Annotated in this window: 17 protein-coding genes, 1 tRNA gene and 1 other RNA gene; 2 read left to right on the top strand and 17 right to left on the bottom strand. The window is 63.2% G+C overall.

Going from position 1 to position 16754, the window contains the following annotated elements:
• Positions 1 to 88: 88 nt before the first annotated feature.
• The 5 genes from ffs to OQE56_RS10750 all read right to left on the bottom strand — a co-directional run bounded on the left by ffs (position 89) and on the right by OQE56_RS10750 (position 2460).
• An RNA gene (gene ffs, locus OQE56_RS10770) (signal recognition particle sRNA small type) lies at positions 89 to 185 on the bottom strand.
• Between the two features lie 60 nt (positions 186 to 245).
• A tRNA-Ser gene (locus OQE56_RS10765) sits at positions 246 to 338 on the bottom strand.
• Positions 339 to 431: 93 nt separating this feature from the next.
• The gene (locus OQE56_RS10760) at positions 432 to 941 is read right to left on the bottom strand and encodes a DinB family protein (protein ID WP_267224208.1); all 510 of its coding nucleotides are present in this window, start codon (positions 939 to 941) and stop codon (positions 432 to 434) included.
• A 32-nt stretch (positions 942 to 973) separates the two neighbouring features.
• Entirely contained in the window at positions 974 to 1732 is a 759-nt protein-coding gene (locus OQE56_RS10755) for an MBL fold metallo-hydrolase (RefSeq protein WP_267224206.1), read from the bottom strand.
• Positions 1729 to 2460, bottom strand: coding sequence for a 3-deoxy-D-manno-octulosonic acid kinase (locus tag OQE56_RS10750; protein WP_267224204.1), 732 nt, complete (start codon positions 2458 to 2460; stop codon positions 1729 to 1731). Before OQE56_RS10750 ends, OQE56_RS10755 begins: the two co-directional genes overlap by 4 nt.
• A gap of 223 nt (positions 2461 to 2683) precedes the next feature.
• Between OQE56_RS10750 and OQE56_RS10745 the strand changes: the two genes are divergently transcribed.
• Complete coding sequence (locus OQE56_RS10745; protein WP_267224202.1) at positions 2684 to 3727, top strand: glycosyltransferase family 9 protein; 1044 nt, start codon at positions 2684 to 2686, stop codon at positions 3725 to 3727.
• A 52-nt stretch (positions 3728 to 3779) separates the two neighbouring features.
• On the opposite strand, the gene OQE56_RS10740 is transcribed toward OQE56_RS10745, so the two are convergent.
• A complete protein-coding gene (locus tag OQE56_RS10740) occupies positions 3780 to 4178 on the bottom strand; it encodes a DUF6165 family protein (RefSeq protein WP_267224200.1) in 399 nt (132 codons plus the stop codon).
• Positions 4179 to 4330: 152 nt separating this feature from the next.
• Between OQE56_RS10740 and OQE56_RS10735 the strand changes: the two genes are divergently transcribed.
• On the top strand, positions 4331 to 4804 hold the full coding sequence (locus tag OQE56_RS10735) for a glycine zipper 2TM domain-containing protein (RefSeq protein WP_267224198.1): 474 nt from the start codon (positions 4331 to 4333) through the stop codon (positions 4802 to 4804).
• 56 nt (positions 4805 to 4860) lie between these two features.
• Here OQE56_RS10735 and lpxK read toward each other — a convergent pair whose 3' ends face one another.
• From lpxK to sdhA, 11 genes are all read right to left on the bottom strand, one after another.
• Positions 4861 to 5853, bottom strand: a complete 993-nt coding sequence (gene lpxK, locus OQE56_RS10730; protein WP_267224197.1) for a tetraacyldisaccharide 4'-kinase — start codon at positions 5851 to 5853, stop codon at positions 4861 to 4863.
• A gap of 10 nt (positions 5854 to 5863) precedes the next feature.
• Entirely contained in the window at positions 5864 to 7642 is a 1779-nt protein-coding gene (gene msbA, locus OQE56_RS10725; protein WP_267224195.1) for a lipid A export permease/ATP-binding protein MsbA, read from the bottom strand.
• Positions 7639 to 8070 (bottom strand): ExbD/TolR family protein, encoded by a 432-nt coding sequence (locus OQE56_RS10720; protein WP_267224194.1) that lies wholly within the window; start codon positions 8068 to 8070, stop codon positions 7639 to 7641. Before OQE56_RS10720 ends, msbA begins: the two co-directional genes overlap by 4 nt.
• A 3-nt stretch (positions 8071 to 8073) precedes the next feature.
• Positions 8074 to 8718 carry a MotA/TolQ/ExbB proton channel family protein gene (locus OQE56_RS10715; protein ID WP_267224362.1) on the bottom strand — a complete coding sequence of 215 codons (645 nt, stop codon included), beginning with the start codon at positions 8716 to 8718 and terminating at the stop codon, positions 8074 to 8076.
• A gap of 54 nt (positions 8719 to 8772) precedes the next feature.
• Positions 8773 to 11178 (bottom strand): DNA internalization-related competence protein ComEC/Rec2, encoded by a 2406-nt coding sequence (locus tag OQE56_RS10710; protein WP_267224192.1) that lies wholly within the window; start codon positions 11176 to 11178, stop codon positions 8773 to 8775.
• A 113-nt stretch (positions 11179 to 11291) separates the two neighbouring features.
• The gene (gene lolD / locus OQE56_RS10705) at positions 11292 to 11990 is read right to left on the bottom strand and encodes a lipoprotein-releasing ABC transporter ATP-binding protein LolD (RefSeq protein ID WP_267224190.1); all 699 of its coding nucleotides are present in this window, start codon (positions 11988 to 11990) and stop codon (positions 11292 to 11294) included.
• 4 nt (positions 11991 to 11994) lie between these two features.
• Positions 11995 to 13242, bottom strand: coding sequence for a lipoprotein-releasing ABC transporter permease subunit (locus tag OQE56_RS10700; RefSeq protein ID WP_267224188.1), 1248 nt, complete (start codon positions 13240 to 13242; stop codon positions 11995 to 11997).
• A gap of 69 nt (positions 13243 to 13311) precedes the next feature.
• Positions 13312 to 13782, bottom strand: coding sequence for a protein YgfX (locus tag OQE56_RS10695; protein WP_267224187.1), 471 nt, complete (start codon positions 13780 to 13782; stop codon positions 13312 to 13314).
• A complete protein-coding gene (locus OQE56_RS10690; protein ID WP_267224185.1) occupies positions 13754 to 14002 on the bottom strand; it encodes an FAD assembly factor SdhE in 249 nt (82 codons plus the stop codon). The genes OQE56_RS10695 and OQE56_RS10690 overlap by 29 nt, the downstream gene beginning before the upstream one ends.
• Positions 14003 to 14161: 159 nt before the next feature.
• Entirely contained in the window at positions 14162 to 14944 is a 783-nt protein-coding gene (locus OQE56_RS10685) for a succinate dehydrogenase iron-sulfur subunit (RefSeq protein WP_114823391.1), read from the bottom strand.
• Positions 14945 to 14965: 21 nt separating this feature from the next.
• Entirely contained in the window at positions 14966 to 16753 is a 1788-nt protein-coding gene (gene sdhA, locus OQE56_RS10680) for a succinate dehydrogenase flavoprotein subunit (protein WP_267224181.1), read from the bottom strand.
• Between the last annotated feature and the right edge of the window lies 1 nt (position 16754).

Genomic DNA, 16754 nt, shown 5'->3' with positions numbered 1-16754 from the left:
TGGGGCGAACATGGATTGTGCCAAGTCGACCACGGCAAGTCAGTAAGGCCTCGACAGCCGTGGATTCCGACCCCGGAAAAGGCGGCGGCCCTGCCAGCCACACCCCGGCACCCGAATCATTCGCTACCGTTGCTCCCTTCCGGGCCTGGCGGAGTTTACGAACTATCGTCGCGGGGGGACCGACAGGGCCACCATAGAGACGTACGTTATGCGTTGGCTCAAAGCCGCCGCTCGGTTTCACTCACTGGCGGAGAGGGCGGGATTCGAACCCGCGATACGGGGATAAGCCGTATACACACTTTCCAGGCGTGCTCCTTCAACCACTCGGACACCTCTCCGCAATGGTGAAACCACTCGCCGGGCCATCAGGCCCCGGCAAAGAGGCGAAAGGATAACGGCACGAGGCCATTCACACAAGATAGCACCCGGCCTCAATCCCCTTCCTGCGGCACATCGCGCAGGAACACCGGCAGATCGGTGGCCGGCGGTCTGGCGGGAACCTGATAGAACATGTCGGCCACAAAACCGCGATGGTAGGTGGCGTGATTGACCACGTGGAGGATGATCTCCTCCCGCGTCATACGCCCTGCTCCGCCCCCAATGAACTGAAACGCGACTACCTCGGCGGCCTGTGCCGGCGAAAGCGTCGCGGCATAGTCCTGGTACCACGCGTTCATGGCCTGCTGCCGCTGCCACAACGCGTCGAACGTCAGCGCCTCGAGCGTGTTGCGACTGGTGTAGCCGTGCGCACGGCCCTGCAGGTGCGCCCTGAAGATATCGTCGACGACCCACGTGTGGCTCAGCGTGCGCAACATGTTGCCGAAAATAGTGGCACGCGGCGCGCTGGCGGCGCCCTCAGGCAAGTTAGCCACCGCCTCGTAGGTCAGACCATCGGCCCAGGCACGGTAACGGAGCAACTTGCGCAGATAGCTGGAACTCATGGCGTTAGAGGCGTCTCAATGCGGGTGAAGAACTATCCGGCGCCGGAACGCGTGGGCGCAGGTGACGGCAAGACCACGCGCTCACCAGGTCGTGCGATGGCGTAGCCACGCGCGGCCAGCGCCGCGCCATCGGCTTCGCTGCCGTAGTGGTAGAGCCGGAGCCGTTCACGCAAGGAAACCGGGTACTCACGCTCGATATCGTCGATACCGGTGTGCGAAGGATTCCCCACCAGCCCACAATCATGGGCAATCCGTTCGGTGCCGCCTGCCACGCTGGCAAGTACCTCGGGAATCGGGCGCGTATCTCCGGTGTAGGCAAAGCACCCCGCCAGCGCGACGCCGTAGGAGGTGCCGGCCATGTGGTGACGCGTAGCGAACACGTCGAACCATTGCCCATCCAGCCAGAATCCGCGCGTGCACGGCACCAGACGGAACGCCTCCCAGAAATTGACGCCACCTTCGGCCAGCACGTTCGGGTAATCCGCCACACGCCCCTGCAGCCAAGTCATCAGCCCGGCATGGAGAAACACGCGCGTGCGGCCACGCCACTGTTCGTCAAACCACAGGCGGAAAAACAACCGCTCCATGCCGCCGACGTGATCCATATGCGTGTGCGTGATGAAGAGCGCTCGCGGAGGCTCGCCGTACGCGGCCACATAGCGATCCAACGTGTCCGGGCCGCAATCGATGAGCAGCACCGGCTTATCGTCACGCTCAAGCACCACGGCCGACGAGCCGAGCTCCACGGCATGCGCCGCACCGACTCCCAGAAAATGCAGATTCCAGTTCATGCGCGAAGCGTCCGCTCGTAGCGATAAAGTAGGGGCTTCCACAGCGCTTCTTCGAACGCTGCCTCACCCTGAGCCGCGGCCCCAAGCTTCACCAGCGAACGACGCAGCCGCTGCAGATTGGCTTGCTGCCAGCCTTCGGCAGGCGCGCGCCGGCGACCGCGATCGAAGTCGATCAGATAGAGCTGTTCCGACGTCACCAGCACATTGTGCGCATTGAGGTCGGCATGCCAAATGCCGGCACGATGAAAACGGGCCACCAACGCACCCACCAGTTCAGCCATCTCGCCGTCCAATTGCCCTGCAGCGAGAAGCTCAGCCAATGTTTGCGCATGGGCAATACGGCGGGTGATCAGGTCGGCGGTATAAAACAGCCCGAGCCGACGATAGCGGCACGCCACCGCCTGGGGCCCTGGAAGCCCCATCGCAGCAATCGCACCAAGCAGGCGAAACTCGGCAAAGCAGCGCGTGCGCTCTGCCCCTTTCCAGAGGTAATGATCCCCCATCAGCCTGGCCACCATGCCGCCGCGCCGATAATGGCGCAGCACGCATTCGCCGGCAGGCGTATCGATGATCGCTACGCCGCCACGACCGCCTGTCTGCCGCCGCAGAGCCCCCAGCACACGCCATGTTTCGGGCTCGAACCAGTCGTCGTCGACTTGTGACGACACCGCCGCGTCGAACAGAATCGCACCAGTGGCGTTCTTGCGGATTCGTTCCTGCATCGCCATACGCTGTGCTTTCGCAGCCCGCCCAAGCCCAAAGTCCCGTGATTCTAGCCGAGGGCTGCTCTGATCTATGCAACGAAGATGGCATGATGACCAGGAAGCCCACATTTTGTGGGCTTCCTGGTCATCACCCGTTGGGCCGGCTCTGCCTGCCCACAGCGACGTGTTGCGCTGCTACGGGCAGACATGACCGGTGACACCCCCGTTGCATAGATCAGAACACCCCATGCCTACACCAGACTCGATCTGCCTGCTGCGCACCTCCGCCATCGGCGACGTTACCCATGTGGTACCGCTGGTGCGCACCCTCCAGGCTGCCTGGCCGCAAACGGAACTGACCTGGATCGTTGGCAAGCTGGAGCGAAAGCTCGTTGGCGATCTGCCCGGGGTGAACTTCGTGACGTTCGACAAGGGCGCCGGCTTTGACGGCATGCGTGCCGTCGGCCAGGCACTGCAAGGTCATCGCTTCGAGGCACTGCTGCAGATGCAGGTGGCGCTGCGCTCCAACCTGCTCAGCCTGTTCATCAAGGCAACCCGGCGCATTGGCTATGACCCCGCGCGCGCCAAGGACGGTCACGGGCTGGTGATCAACCAGCGCATTCCCGCGCGCACTGGCGAGCACGTGCTCGATGCCCTGGGCAGCTTCTGCGAGCCACTGGGCCTCAAGCAGACGCAAGTGCGTTGGGATATCCCGATTCCTGAGGAAGCCCATGCCTGGGCGGCCGAGAAGCTGCCGGGCGAGACACCCACGCTGCTGGTCAGCCCAACCTCCAGTCACACGTTGCGCAACTGGCGCCCTGAGCGTTATGCGGCCGTCATGGATCACGCCAGCGCGAAGGGCTGGCGTGTCGTCCTGGTGGGTGGCCCGTCGCCATTGGAGCGCCAAATGGCCGACGCCGTGCTGAGCCATTGCCGCCACACCCCGCTCGACCTGACGGGCAAGGACACGCTCAAGCAAATGATGGCGATGCTGGTGCGCGCGCCCATGCTGCTTACCCCGGACTCAGGGCCGATGCACATGGGCAACACCGTCGGCTGCAAAGTGCTGGGGCTGCACGCCGCCAGCAACCCCAACCGTTCCGGCCCCTATTCCGATCGCCGCTGGTGCGTGGACAAATACGACGAGGCATCGCGCAAATATCTGGGTAAGCCGGCCAGCGAGATTCCCTGGGGCAGCAAAATCGAAAAGCCCGGTGTCATGGATCTGATCGGGGTGGACGAGGTGATCGAACGATTCGACGCGTGCGCCGTCCATCTCGGCTTGGCCTGACCCAAAACGGCAGGAGCGCACTTGTGCGCTCATGCAAAGCGGTCATCCGCGCTTATTTTGCGCGGTAATCCTGGTACGACTTTTCCTCGACCAGCTGTGAGCCGAGCTTTACGTTGATCTCGCGCTTCACGGCAGCACGGTCATCGTTCTGGAAATACACCGCGCGGGCCAACTCGATAAATTCGGCATCGAACGCCTGTGCCTTTTCCTTGAGGCGAATACGGTCCTCGATATCCCACAGCGCCTCGTTCACCGCCAGGAGGCGGGCGCGCTCGCCGGAGATGTCCGTCTTCGAGGCCGGATGGGCCGCCCAGGTGGTGTTGAGCAGATCCAGTTCGGTGCGCACATTGGCCAGCTTGGCCGGGTCGGCGATCTGCTTCGACTTGATTTCGAGAATGGTGATCTTGTCGATCAGCTCACCGTAAGAAACAGGGACTTGGACCAGGCTCATGGGAACTCCGAAAGACGGGGCCGGCAAGACATGACGAGGCTGTCACGACACCGGGACCCCAAAGTGCACATCATAGTTAATTGCTTTGTCCTGTGGTTCAGCCTTCCCAATTAGACTGATGCCGCAACCGACCCCAAGGAGAGAGAGAGTCAATGCTTCATTCGCGTATGTTCCTGCTTCCCCTGGCCGCCCTGCTCGCCGTCAGTTCGTTTTCCGCCCAGGCGCAATCGGCGCGTGGCAACAGTAACGTGTTGATCCGCAACGACGGCATTTTCGTGCGCTGCGACCAGTGCGGCACGGTGGAATCGATCGACCAGAACGTCACCCAGGGTAACGACCACAGCATGGCCGGCACCATCATCGGCGGTATCGCCGGTGGCGTGCTGGGTAATCAGGTTGGCAAGGGTAAGGGCAACACCCTCGCCACCATCGCTGGCGCCGTCGGCGGCGGTTATGCGGGCAACCGTATCGGCGCCAACAGCGGTGCGGGCCAGCAGAGCTTCACCCTGCGCATCAAGATGGGTAACGGCGGCTATTCCAACGTGACCGTGCCAGATGCCAGCGCGATTCGCGTGGGCGACATGGTGCAGGTGGAGCCGAACGGCAATATCGCCCGCATCCAGTAAGCAAACGTCGTAGCATCAAAAGTAAAGCCGGCTCGTGAGGGCCGGCTTTTTTGCGTCTAGGGTTCTTTTGATGCCCCTGCTCTTTGCACGTGGGCTTCAAGGTCATCGAAGAAGGCTGGCGGCAGCGCAGCCCTGACGGGCACTGCCCACCATTGCGGCTGGGCAAAACGCACGCATTTCACGGCATCTTTTTCCGTCATCAGCACAGGCAGGCCGTCGGCAAAGGCCAGATCCCCTGCGACGAAGGCGTGGTGATCGGGAAACGCGTGCTCGATAACCTGCAATCCTTGTGAGCGCAGACTGGCAAAGAAGCGGAATGGATGGCCAATGGCCGCCACCGCATGCACGGCTTGCCCGGAAAAATCGGTAAGCGGCTTGACGTGATCGTCGACCAGCGCCCGTACGGAACTGCCCTGCAATTGCATGGCCACATCGCCGGGAGCAAGCACGCCGCCATTGCAGATGCGAAAGTCCACCCGCTGCAGTCGCGACAGCGGTTCGCGCAGCGGTCCCGCTGGTAGCAGCCGGCCATTGCCGAAACGACGTACCCCGTCGATCACACAAATTTCCACATCCCGAGCGAGGGCGTAGTGCTGCAAACCGTCGTCGGCGATCACTACATCGCAGCCAGCCTCGATCAGCAGCTTCGCCGCGGCAGGACGATCGCGGCCGACAGCCACCGCCACGCCACTGGCCCGGATCAGGCATGGCTCATCACCCACGACGGCGGGGTCGGGTGCTGCCCCAAGGAGTACCGGCGTTTTCTGGGTGCCGCCATAGCCACGACTCACGACACCGGGCGTGTACCCGCGACGGCGCAGCGCTTCGGCGACGGCGATGGTCACGGGCGTTTTGCCGGTACCACCGACAGTAAGGTTACCGATGACCACCACCGGCACGGCAAGGCGCGTGCTGCGCAGTACGCCGAGCCGATACAGCCCGCGTCGCAGACGGGTCAACGCGCCGTTCAGCGCCGCCAGCGGCCCGGTCCACCAAGGGGCATGACCGGTACCGTACCAGGCCGATTCAAGGCGGTCGGCCAAAGCCATCGCGTGCCCCTCAGTCGGTGCTCTGATGTTGGAACTGCATGCGATGCAGGGTGGCGTACTGCCCGTCCAGCGCCAGCAATTCGGTGTGCGTGCCCCGCTCCACGATGCGCCCCTGATCCATCACCGCGATCTGGTCGGCGTGCTCGATGGTGGACAGGCGATGGGCGATCACCAGGGTCGTGCGATCCTTCATGAGCTCCTGCAATGCCTGCTGGATCAGTCGCTCCGATTCCGTATCCAGCGCACTGGTGGCTTCATCCAATACCAGGATGGGGGCGTTCTTCAGGATCGCTCGCGCAATCGCCAGGCGCTGGCGCTGACCGCCGGAAAGCCGATTACCGCCTTCGCCGATCTGGCTATGGATGCCGTCAGGCAGTCCAACGATGAACTCCATGGCGTGGGCCGCTTCGGCGGCTGCAATGATGTCCTTTTCACTGGCCCCAGCCAGCTCACCATAGGCGATGTTCTCGGCCACGGTGCCATCGAACAACACCACATTCTGGCCGACCCATGCGATCTGCCGACGCAGCGAGGCCAGCGTGTAGCTTTCGTAGTTTTCGCCATCGAGCAGGATGCGCCCGGTGGTCGGCTCGTTGAAGCGCGGCAGCAGGCTGACCAGGCTGCTCTTGCCGCTGCCCGAGCGTCCCACCAGGGCAGTAACGGTGCCAGGAGCGCAATGCAGGTCTACATCGCGCAGTGCCTCGAAATTGTCCTGCGGATAGACCAAGCCGACCTTTTCAAAACGCAGGTCGCCCTTGGTGCGCTCCAGCACCTTGGTGCCACGATCTACTTCTGACGGCATGTCGAGGATCTCAAACAGGCTCTCCGCCGCCGCAATACCGTTCTGCACGGTGGACTGCACGTTGGTGAGCCGCTTCAGCGACGACAGCATGCCGCCCATGGCCGTAAGCACAGCGATGAACACACCGGGAGAGATGTGATCGATCTGGGACGGACGCGAAGCCAGAAACACCATGCCCGCGAGTGCGAGCGAGCCCACGGTCTGGGTAGACGACCCCGAGATGGCTTGGGTGGCGACGATCTTGAGGTTGAGATAGCGCGCGCGGTCAGTCACCTGCTTGAAGTGCTCGTTGGCCTGCTTCTGCCCGCCATAGATACGCACTTCGCGGTGGGCTTTGACCGTCTCTTCCACGGTGCCTGTGACCGAGCCCATCATGCCCTGGATGCGCCGGCTGACCACGCGATAGCGGCGGCTGACCGCCGAGGCGATGAGCACGATGGCGGGCACCAGAATCAACAGCGCCGTGGTGAGATAAAGACTCTTGTACAGCATCACCACGAACATGCCGATGATGGTGACGGTCTCGGTCACGCTCGCCTTCAGCGCATCCGTAGACGCCCCTGCCACCTGCTCGCTGGTATAGGTGATGCGCGATATCTGGTGGCCGGAGTGCTCGCTGCCAAAGAAGGACGCGGGCAGCCGCAGGTAGGCTGCAAACACGTCACGCTGCATGGACTGCACCACGTTGCGCGACACATAGCCCATGCCGTAGTTGCTGATCAGGATAGCCACGCCGCGCACCGCAAAAATGGCGATGATCCATAGCGGCATCCAGCGGATGAGGTAAGGGTCCTTCTGCTCCAGCAGCTTGTCCATGATCGGCTGCAACTTGCTGGTGAAGTACGCCAGCGCACCGCCGTCCACGGCAAAGCCAATCATGGCGATCACGATCACCGGCCAGTAGCGCGCCGAGTAGCCGAGCAACCGCTTATAGACCTGCCGGCTGTTTGCGTCCCACAGCGCGACTTTCTTCTTGCCGTCGCTCATCGACCCTTGTCTTCCTGACTGGGCGTGGTGGCAATGGAAAGCTTGGTAAAGCCGAGTTGGCCCAGCGCATCCATGGCCGTCACCACATTCTGATGCGGCGTCATGGCATCCGCGCGAATGGTGACCTGACGCTCGCGGTCGTCGCCGGCGGCGTTGGCGATAGCCTGCTTGAGCGGCTCGATGCCCTCGCCCATCACTTCATCGCTGCCGACGTAGAAATGGCCATCGCGATCCACTACCACGGTGATCGCGGGTGCCTGCATGTCGCGCTCTTCGGCGCTCGCCTTAGGCAGCGTCACCTGCATCCGGGAGTGCTGGATGAAGGTGGTGGTAAGCACGAAAAACATCAGCAGGGTCAGCAGCACGTCGATCAGCGAGATCACGTTGATCTCGAAATCGTCCTGCCGACGGTCGTTACCGATACGCATGCGTCAGCTCGCGCTCGACTCGGTGGCGCGCGGCGCGCGGGGGCGCACAGTCGGTGCGGACTGGTTGACGGTCAGTTCGTCGAGCAGCTCGGTCGCCTGCTTTTCCATCTCCACGCAATAACCCGCCACCTTGGAACGGAAGTAGCGGTGCAGCACGTAAGCCGGAATGGCCACGATCAGACCGGTAGCGGTGCAGATCAGCGCCTCGCCGATGCCGCCAGCCATCTTCATCGGATCGCCTACGCCGCCGCGCATCACTTCCATGAACATGCGGATCAGGCCGATGACCGTGCCCAGCAGGCCGAGCAGCGGGCCAATGAGCGCAATGGTGCCAAGCGTATTGAGGTAACGCTCCATGCGGTGCACCACATGGCGGCCGGTGTCCTCGATGCGCTCCTTGATCAGCTCGCGCGGACGATTCCGAACAGCCAGCGCCGATGCGAGCAACTCGCCCAGCGGGGAGCCGCTTGCAAGCGTCGCAAGATGATTGGGATCCAGCTGGCCCGAGCGGGCCCAGTTGCGCACTTCCTCGCCCAGGCCGGGCGGGAGCACAGAGCGGCGGCGCAGGGTCCAGCAACGCTCCAGCACGATCGCCAACGCGACCGCCGAACAGATCAGGATGGGCAGCATCGCCCAGCCACCAGCCATCAGGATTTCCAGCACAACGACTCCGCGCCACTTCGATCGTTTAGGAAGGGCGCATCATAACAGTCTCGCCGGACCGTTCCGCGGCACCTGTGGCAGTTGCGAAAAGCGTGGGACGCAGCCCCGCCCGTTCATGTTCGTCAGCATTCCGCCGCCCGGCGTCTCATTCGCGCCAATAGCGGGACTGACGCTCTCGCCACCTGGCCGCCACATAAGGGGGCGGTCCGGCGGAAAATCAACCTGGATGGCCCCCGCCGTGGCGGTATTGAGCCAGGGCACCCCGGCCTCCTCATAACGCTGCATCACTCGCGGATTCGGGTGGCGAAAGCGGTTGCGCCAGCCGGACGACACCAGCGCCAACACAGGTTGCGTGACGTCGATGAAGGACGCGCTGGACGAGGTCCGGCTACCGTGATGCGGGACTGACAGCACCATCGGCGGCCCTTGCGGCACCGCCTCAGCGACGGCTGGCTCGACCCGCGAGGTGATGTCACCTGTCAACAGGACCCTGCCGCCCTGCCCTTCGATCAGAAGCACACAGGACCGGTCATTGCCCGGCCCCAAAGCCTCGCTGGACGGCGGCAACACGCGCACCGATACGCCATCCCATGACCACTTCTGCCCCGCCTTGCAGGGCGCCATGGCGATCGGCAGTCGATCCGGCTCCCCGGAATAACGTTCGGCCTCAGGAAAAGCCGCCGCCACTACTGGAATGCCACCCGCGTGATCGTTGTCGGCGTGGCTGGCGACCAGCAAGTCGAGGCGATGGATGCCCAAGGCATGAATAGAGGGAAGCACCGCGGCCTCGCCCAGATCGAACTCAGAGGGATATCGCGCTCCCGCGTCATAGAGCATCGCGTGATGCTGCGTGCGCACCAACACCGACAGGCCCTGCCCCACATCCAGCATCCACAGTTGAAAGCCGCCGTGTACGGGTATGTCACGCTGGGGCCACAACAGCGGCAAGAACAGCAACCCAGCCAGCCATCGCAAAGGCATGCCGCGAGGCATGAATAGCCACAGGGCGCCCAGCGTGGCCAGCAGCAGCGCCCACCAGGAGATCTCCGGCAGATACCAATGCGCACCCGGCCAGGTAGCCATGTGCTCCAGCAGCCACCACTGCGCATGGGAGAACCATCCCGCCAGCCGGAACACCGGTGCCGCCAGCGGCGGGCATAGCGCCAGCATGATCATGCCTACCAGCGCGACGGGCACGATCACGAAGCTGACAAACGGTACGGCGATGAGATTGGACAAGGCTCCCACCAGCGAGGCCTCTCCGAAGAACCACATCGTCAACGGCATCAGCGAGAGCGTCATGACCATCTGGCCCATCGACAACTCATGCAGGAACCCACGCAAGCCCTTGCCACGCTCGGTCATGCAAAGCATGAGAAACGCCACGCCAATAAACGACAGCCAGAAGCCGGCCGTCAGCGCACTCAACGGATCGACCAGCAACACCGCCACCAAAGCCAGCGCCAGCGACTGCGGACCTGTCGGTTGGCGACGGGAACATCGCGCACACGCCACCACCGTGATCATCAGCAGCGTACGCACGGTCGGCAGGCCAAAGCCTGCTAATGCGCTGTAGACACCCGACGCCAACATGGCCATCGCCGCCAGCGTCTGCGGTCGCGGCAAGCGCAGACCCAACCCCGGCCACAGGACATACAGCAAGCGCCCAAGCCAGGCACCAAACAGCGCCGCCACACCCACATGGAATCCGGAAATCGCGATGAGATGAGGAATGCCATTGGCACGCGCCACTTCCCAATCGTGCTGGCTCAGCCCTCTGATGTCTCCTACCGAAAAGGCCTGCAGCAGCGCCACGTCATGCGCATCGGCAACGCGCGATGCAATGCCACGGCTGATCGCGTCGCGCACACGGTCGATACAAAAGCGTGGATGGGAAAGCAGCGTGTTCGACACGCCATCGCGCACGTACCCCACCGCAACGATGTCGCGCTCAAGCGCACTACGTTCGCTATCGCTACCGCCGGGATTGACGAGTCCGCGCGGGCGCCTCAGACGTAAGGTCAGTTGCCATCGGCTGCACGGCGTCACCTCGGGCGCGCCGTTGTACCAGCTCACGCGCACCCTTCCATGCAACGCCAGCGGCGCGTCGTTCAACGTTGCCTGATCAACGGCAAGCAGGAACCCGGTGGCATCGTCGCGAGACAAGGGCAGGCTCACGACCTGCCCCACGACGCGCACATCCTGTCCCTCCAGATCACGCGGCAACCGCGCGTCCATGCCTACGCTGCCGCGCCAGCAGGCCCAGGCGAAACCCAGCAGGCACCACGCCAACGTGCGCCAGTATCCGCTGCGCCAAATCAGGCCGAGCGCCGCCATCGCCAACGCTATGCACAACCAGCGCGGCGGCAGCACAACCAACCATTGCACCGCGAGCACGCCGAGCAACAGCATGACGCCGGGCACCAGCGCCCCATCCTTGCGCACGATCTGTCCTCTTCCGTGTGGAAGAAGACAGGTTAGTGTGCAGATACCTGCGGCGAAGCCGAAATGTGTGTAGGGGTTGGATCAAAAAGGCTGCCTTGCGGCAGCCCTTGCGATCAAGCGTGAACCTTCTCGATCAACACGCCGTTATGCAGCTCCAGCGTGCGATCCATGCGCGCGGCCAGACGGCTGTCGTGAGTGACCAGAATGAAGCTGGTGCCGATCTCGCGATTGAGTTCCAGCATCAGGTCATAGACGTGCGCGGCGTTGCCTTCGTCCAGATTGCCCGTAGGCTCGTCACCCAGTACCACGGCAGGACGCGTCACCAGAGCGCGTGCCACTGCACAACGCTGGCGCTCGCCGCCAGAGAGCTCCGACGGCTTGTGGCCGATGCGCTTTTCGAGGCCCACGCGACCCAGCAAATCCGCGGCCTGCTTCTCCGCTTCGGCGATGGCCACGCCGCGAATCAGCAGCGGCATGCACACGTTCTCCAGCGCGGTGAATTCGGGCAGCAGATGATGGAACTGGTAGATGAAACCCATCGACCGGTTGCGCACACGACCACGGTCCGCATCGGAAAGGCGCGAAAGGTTCTTGCCTTCCACTTCCACCTCACCGCGCGTGAGCGTGTCGAGGCCGCCGATGATGTGCAGCAGCGTGCTCTTGCCCGAACCCGACGCGCCTACGATCGCGAGCGTCTCGCCACGCTTCAGCGTAAAGCTGGCGTCGGAGAGCACGTCGGTCTTCAGATCGCCTTCCTCGTAGGTCTTGGCGATATGGCTCGCGCGCAGCACGATGTCGTTGTTATGGCTCATGGGCTTATTCATAGCGAAGCGCCTGCGCGGGCTGGGTGCGCGACGCACGCCATGCGGGATAGAGGGTGGCCAGCAGCGAGAACAAGAAGGTGATCAAGGCCACCCAACCCACGTCGCTCGCCAGGAGCTTGCTCGGCAGCTCGCTGATGTAATAGACGTCCGGCGAAAGGAAGGTGACGCCGGTGACGTGCTCGATCCACTTCACGATGACCGGCAGTTTCCACGACAGCAACGCGCCAAGGCCCACGCCGAAGCCGATGCCGACAAAACCGACCAGCACGCCTTGCACCATGAACATGCCCATGATGCTTCGCGGCGTGGAGCCAAGCGTACGCAGGATGGCGATGTCGGCCTGCTTGTCGGTCACCAGCATCATCAGCATCGAGATGAGGTTGATCACCGCGACCAGGATGATCAGCGAGAGAATGATGAACATCACCTTCTTCTCCATGGAGATGGCGGAGAAGAAATTGGCGTGGCTGTCCATCCAGGTATCCACGCGATATACCTGACCAAGCTGATCAGCCAGCTCATGCGCCACTTCGCGCGCATTGAACATATCGTCCAGGCGCAGGCGAATACCTGTCGGGCCGCCGAGCCGGTTGAGTCGCTCGGCGTCCGTCATGTTGACCAGCGCCAGGCCCGAGTCGAACTCCTGCATGCCCATTTCGAATACGCCCGACACGGTGAACGTGCGCAAGGCGGGCACACTGCCGGTAATCGGCGAGGACTGGAACGACGGCACCGCGACAATGACCTTGTCGCCCACCGCCACGCCCAGCTGCAACGCCAGTTCGCGTCCCAACACAATGTTCCAGCTGCCCGGCGTCAGTGCGTCAAGCTTGCCATCGACCATGTGCTGGCCGATGTCTGACACACGCGGCTCCTCTGCCGGCTCGATGCCGCGCAACAAGCCGCCAGTGGACCGACGTGCCTGCAGGAACGCTTCACTTTCCACGTAGGGCGCGGCGCCCTTCACGTGCTTGTTGGTCTCGGCGATCTTCACGGCGCGCGGCCACTCCTGCACCGCCTGCCCCGGCATGCCCGACACGGTGGCATGCGAGATGGCGCCCAGGATGCGCGAACGCAGCTCGTCATCGAATCCGTTCATCACCGACATCACGGTGATCAGCGCCGTCACGCTGATGGCGATGCACACAATGGAAACGGTGGAAATGAAAGAAATGAATTGATTGCGACGCTTGGCGCGCGTGTAACGCAGGCCGATGAAAAGCTCTAGCGGTCGGAACATGGGCGGTCGCTTGATGGGGTCAAAAAGGGCTGGCCGCCCGAAGGATGCCGATTATCGCCTGATACGCGGCTAAACCGTAGGACCACGTCTTTCGGAAAGAGTGCCCGTAGCGAGTGAGCCTGCCGATGCAGGCAACGCCAGGCGCATGCGCAGACGGCGACGGATATCGGCATCGCTGTTATCAGGGGCCAACAACAGCGACGCACCGCCATGGCCTGGCACGCTGAGTCTGAGCCAAACCACGGTTCCACCGACCACTCGAAAAGCCTGCAGCGTGGCCGCTACGTCCTCGCTGCCCTCTATGCGCAAGCTCCAGCCGCCGTCACGGCCCCAGCCTGCAGCGGTTACCCGGGAATCGGCCAAACGCGCGATCGTGCGCCATGCCGCGGCTACAAGCACGGTGACCAGCAACAGCTTTACTGCCCACGGCACGCCGCTCAGCCAGACGGACAGCACAGCCAGTACCGACACTGCGCAAAGCAGGCGGCCTAACCAACGTGAAGGACGGTATTCAAAGCCGATGGCGGGTGCGGATGTCATCGATGATGGCCTGCCAGTCCGGGCGGGTCGCTTTGGCGTGCCCCATCACCCAGTCCCACAGGTCCGGGTCCTGCACATCCAGCAATTCATCGAAGGCCTGGCGCTGCGATTCGTCGGCATCGGCAAAGCGCTCGTCGAGCCAACCGCCAAATAAGGCGTCCAGTTCCCGGGTGCCGCGGCGGGTGCGCCAGCGGAGGCGTTTGATGCGGGCTTCGTCCATTGCGCGAAGTGCCTCCTAAGTGTGCCTCCTCTCCCCTCCGGGGTGAGGATTGAGGTGAGGGGTCAATCTTGCCTCAAGCGCGGCAGATGGAGGCCCTGTCGCGAGCACCCACCCCTCACCCTACCCTCTCCCCGCAGGGGAGAGGGAAAGAGCAACAGCTTACGCGCGACGCTCGACGATCAGCTTCTTGATCTCCGCAATCGCCTTGGCCGGGTTCAGACCCTTCGGGCAGGTGCGCGCGCAGTTCATGATCGTGTGGCAGCGATACAGCTTGAACGGATCTTCAAGATCGTCCAGGCGGGCACCGGTGTCCTCGTCGCGGCTGTCGACAATCCAGCGGTAGGCCTGCAGCAGGATCGCCGGACCGAGGTAACGATCACCGTTCCACCAGTAGCTCGGGCAACTGGTCGAACAGCAGGCGCACAGGATGCACTCGTAAAGGCCGTCGAGCTTCTTGCGGTCTTCCGGCGACTGCAGGCGCTCCTTGTCGGCAGGCGCCGGGCTCTGCGTGCGCAGCCAGGGCTTGATCGAAGCGAACTGCGCATAGAAGTGCGTCAGGTCCGGCACCAGATCCTTCACCACCGGCATGTGCGGCAGCGGGTAGATCTTCACGTCGCCCGAGGCGCAGTCTTCGATGGCCTTGGTACAGGCCAGCGTATTGGTGCCGTCGATGTTCATCGCGCACGAACCGCAGATGCCTTCGCGGCACGAACGGCGCAGCGTCAGCGTCGAGTCGATCTCGTTCTTGATCTTCAGCAACGCGTCCAGAACCATCGGGCCGCACGAAGCCATGTCGACCTCGTACGTATCAATGCGCGGGTTCTGACCGTCATCCGGCGACCAGCGGTAAATGCGGAACGTACGCGGTTTCTTTGCGTCCTTCGCCGGAAAGTGCTTGCCCGGCTGGACTTTGGAATTCTTGGGTAGCGAAAACTCTGCCACAGTGGCTCTCCAGTCCGGGTATCAGTAAGTGCGCTTCTTGGGCGGCACGACTTCGACATCGTTCGTCATGGTGTACATGTGCACCGGACGGAAATCGAAGTTCGGCTTGCCAGCTTCATCAACCGCCACCAGCGTGTGCTTCTGCCAGTTGTGGTCGTCGCGGTCAGGGAAGTCCTCGCGGGCATGCGCGCCACGGCTTTCGGTACGCTGCTCGGCCGAGTACATGGTGGCCACGGCCTGGCCCAGCAGGTTCGACAGCTCGAGCGTTTCGATCAGGTCGGAGTTCCACACCAGCGAGCGATCGCTGACGCCGACGTCCTTGAAGGAGTCGTACACCTTCGAGATCTTCTCGCAACCTTCCTTGAGCGACTCGCCGGTACGGAACACAGCTGCATCGGACTGCATGGTGCGCTGCATTTCTGCGCGAATCTTTGCGGTCGGCTGGCTGCCCTTGGCATGACGCAGGTCATCGAAGCGGCCCAGCGCCTTGTCCAGCACGCTGGCCGGCAGATCTTTGTGCGGCGCACCCGGCTTGATGAGCTCGGCGCAACGGTGCGACACGGCGCGGCCGAACACCACCAGATCGAGCAGCGAGTTGGAGCCGAGACGGTTGGCGCCATGCACCGACACGCAGGCCGCTTCACCGATCGCGAACAGACCCGGTACGACAGCGTCGACGTTGTCGCCGTGCTTCTGCACCACTTCGCCGTGATAGTTGGTGGGGATGCCGCCCATGTTGTAGTGCACGGTCGGAATGACCGGGATCGGCTCCTTCGTCACGTCCACGCCGGCGAAGATGCGCGCCGATTCGGCGATGCCGGGCAGGCGTTCGTGAATGACGTTGGCGCCCAGGTGCATCAGGTTGATGTGGATGTGGTCTTTGTGCTCACCCACGCCACGGCCTTCGCGGATTTCCATCGTCATGGCGCGGCTGACCACGTCACGCGAAGCGAGATCCTTGGCGTTCGGCGCGTAGCGCTCCATGAAGCGCTCGCCGTTGGAGTTGGTGAGGTAACCACCTTCGCCACGCACGCCTTCGGTGATGAGGCAGCCCGAACCGTAGATGCCGGTCGGGTGGAACTGCACGAACTCCATGTCCTGCAGCGCGAGGCCCGCGCGCAGCACCATGCCGCCACCGTCACCGGTGCAGGTATGCGCCGAGGTGGCACTGAAGTAGGCACGGCCGTAGCCGCCGGTAGCGAGCACCACCGCATGGCCGCGGAAGAAGTGCAAGGTACCTTCGTTCATGTCCAGCGCAAGCACGCCGCGGCACACGCCCTCTTCGTCGAAGACGAGGTCGATGGCGAAGTACTCGATGAAGAACGTGGCGTCATGCGCCAGCGCCTGCTGGTACAGCGTGTGCAGGATGGCGTGACCGGTACGGTCGGCCGCGGCGCAGGTGCGCTGCGCGGTGCCCTTGCCGTAATGGGTGGTCATGCCGCCGAACGGGCGCTGGTAGATCTTGCCTTCCTCGGTACGCGAGAACGGCACGCCGTAGTGCTCCAGCTCGATGATGGCCGGAATCGCCTCGCGGCACATGTATTCAATGGCGTCCTGGTCGCCCAACCAGTCCGAACCCTTGATGGTGTCGTAGAAGTGGAAGCGCCAGTCGTCTTCACCCATGTTGCCGAGCGCGGCGGAAATACCGCCCTGCGCCGCCACCGTGTGCGAGCGCGTCGGGAACACCTTGGTGATGCACGCGGCCTTGAGGCCCTTTTCGGCCAGGCCGAAGGTGGCGCGCAGGCCCGCGCCACCGGCGCCGACCACGATCACGTCGTACTTATGCTGTTGGATCTTGTAGCTTTCCATC

The sequence above is a fragment of the Dyella silvae genome (assembly GCF_026421305.1).
GTDB classification, from domain to species: Bacteria; Pseudomonadota; Gammaproteobacteria; order Xanthomonadales; family Rhodanobacteraceae; genus Dyella; species Dyella silvae.
The sequence above is the reverse complement of the archived record's forward strand: the minus strand, read 5'-3'. Positions and strand labels throughout refer to the sequence as shown.

What these genes read in the sequence shown, in the direction of transcription:
- OQE56_RS10760 (WP_267224208.1), bottom strand. Translation starts at nt 941, where the DNA reads ATGAGTTCCAGCTATCTGCGCAAGTTGCTCCGTTACCGTGCCTGGGCC.
- OQE56_RS10755 (WP_267224206.1), bottom strand. Translation starts at nt 1,732, where the DNA reads ATGAACTGGAATCTGCATTTTCTGGGAGTCGGTGCGGCGCATGCCGTG.
- OQE56_RS10750 (WP_267224204.1), bottom strand. Translation starts at nt 2,460, where the DNA reads ATGGCGATGCAGGAACGAATCCGCAAGAACGCCACTGGTGCGATTCTG.
- OQE56_RS10745 (WP_267224202.1), top strand. Translation starts at nt 2,684, where the DNA reads ATGCCTACACCAGACTCGATCTGCCTGCTGCGCACCTCCGCCATCGGC.
- OQE56_RS10740 (WP_267224200.1), bottom strand. Translation starts at nt 4,178, where the DNA reads ATGAGCCTGGTCCAAGTCCCTGTTTCTTACGGTGAGCTGATCGACAAG.
- OQE56_RS10735 (WP_267224198.1), top strand. Translation starts at nt 4,331, where the DNA reads ATGCTTCATTCGCGTATGTTCCTGCTTCCCCTGGCCGCCCTGCTCGCC.
- lpxK (WP_267224197.1), bottom strand. Translation starts at nt 5,853, where the DNA reads ATGGCTTTGGCCGACCGCCTTGAATCGGCCTGGTACGGTACCGGTCAT.
- msbA (WP_267224195.1), bottom strand. Translation starts at nt 7,642, where the DNA reads ATGAGCGACGGCAAGAAGAAAGTCGCGCTGTGGGACGCAAACAGCCGG.
- OQE56_RS10720 (WP_267224194.1), bottom strand. Translation starts at nt 8,070, where the DNA reads ATGCGTATCGGTAACGACCGTCGGCAGGACGATTTCGAGATCAACGTG.
- OQE56_RS10715 (WP_267224362.1), bottom strand. Translation starts at nt 8,718, where the DNA reads ATGGCTGGTGGCTGGGCGATGCTGCCCATCCTGATCTGTTCGGCGGTC.
- lolD (WP_267224190.1), bottom strand. Translation starts at nt 11,990, where the DNA reads ATGAGCCATAACAACGACATCGTGCTGCGCGCGAGCCATATCGCCAAG.
- OQE56_RS10700 (WP_267224188.1), bottom strand. Translation starts at nt 13,242, where the DNA reads ATGTTCCGACCGCTAGAGCTTTTCATCGGCCTGCGTTACACGCGCGCC.
- OQE56_RS10695 (WP_267224187.1), bottom strand. Translation starts at nt 13,782, where the DNA reads ATGACATCCGCACCCGCCATCGGCTTTGAATACCGTCCTTCACGTTGG.
- OQE56_RS10690 (WP_267224185.1), bottom strand. Translation starts at nt 14,002, where the DNA reads ATGGACGAAGCCCGCATCAAACGCCTCCGCTGGCGCACCCGCCGCGGC.
- sdhA (WP_267224181.1), bottom strand. Translation starts at nt 16,753, where the DNA reads ATGGAAAGCTACAAGATCCAACAGCATAAGTACGACGTGATCGTGGTC.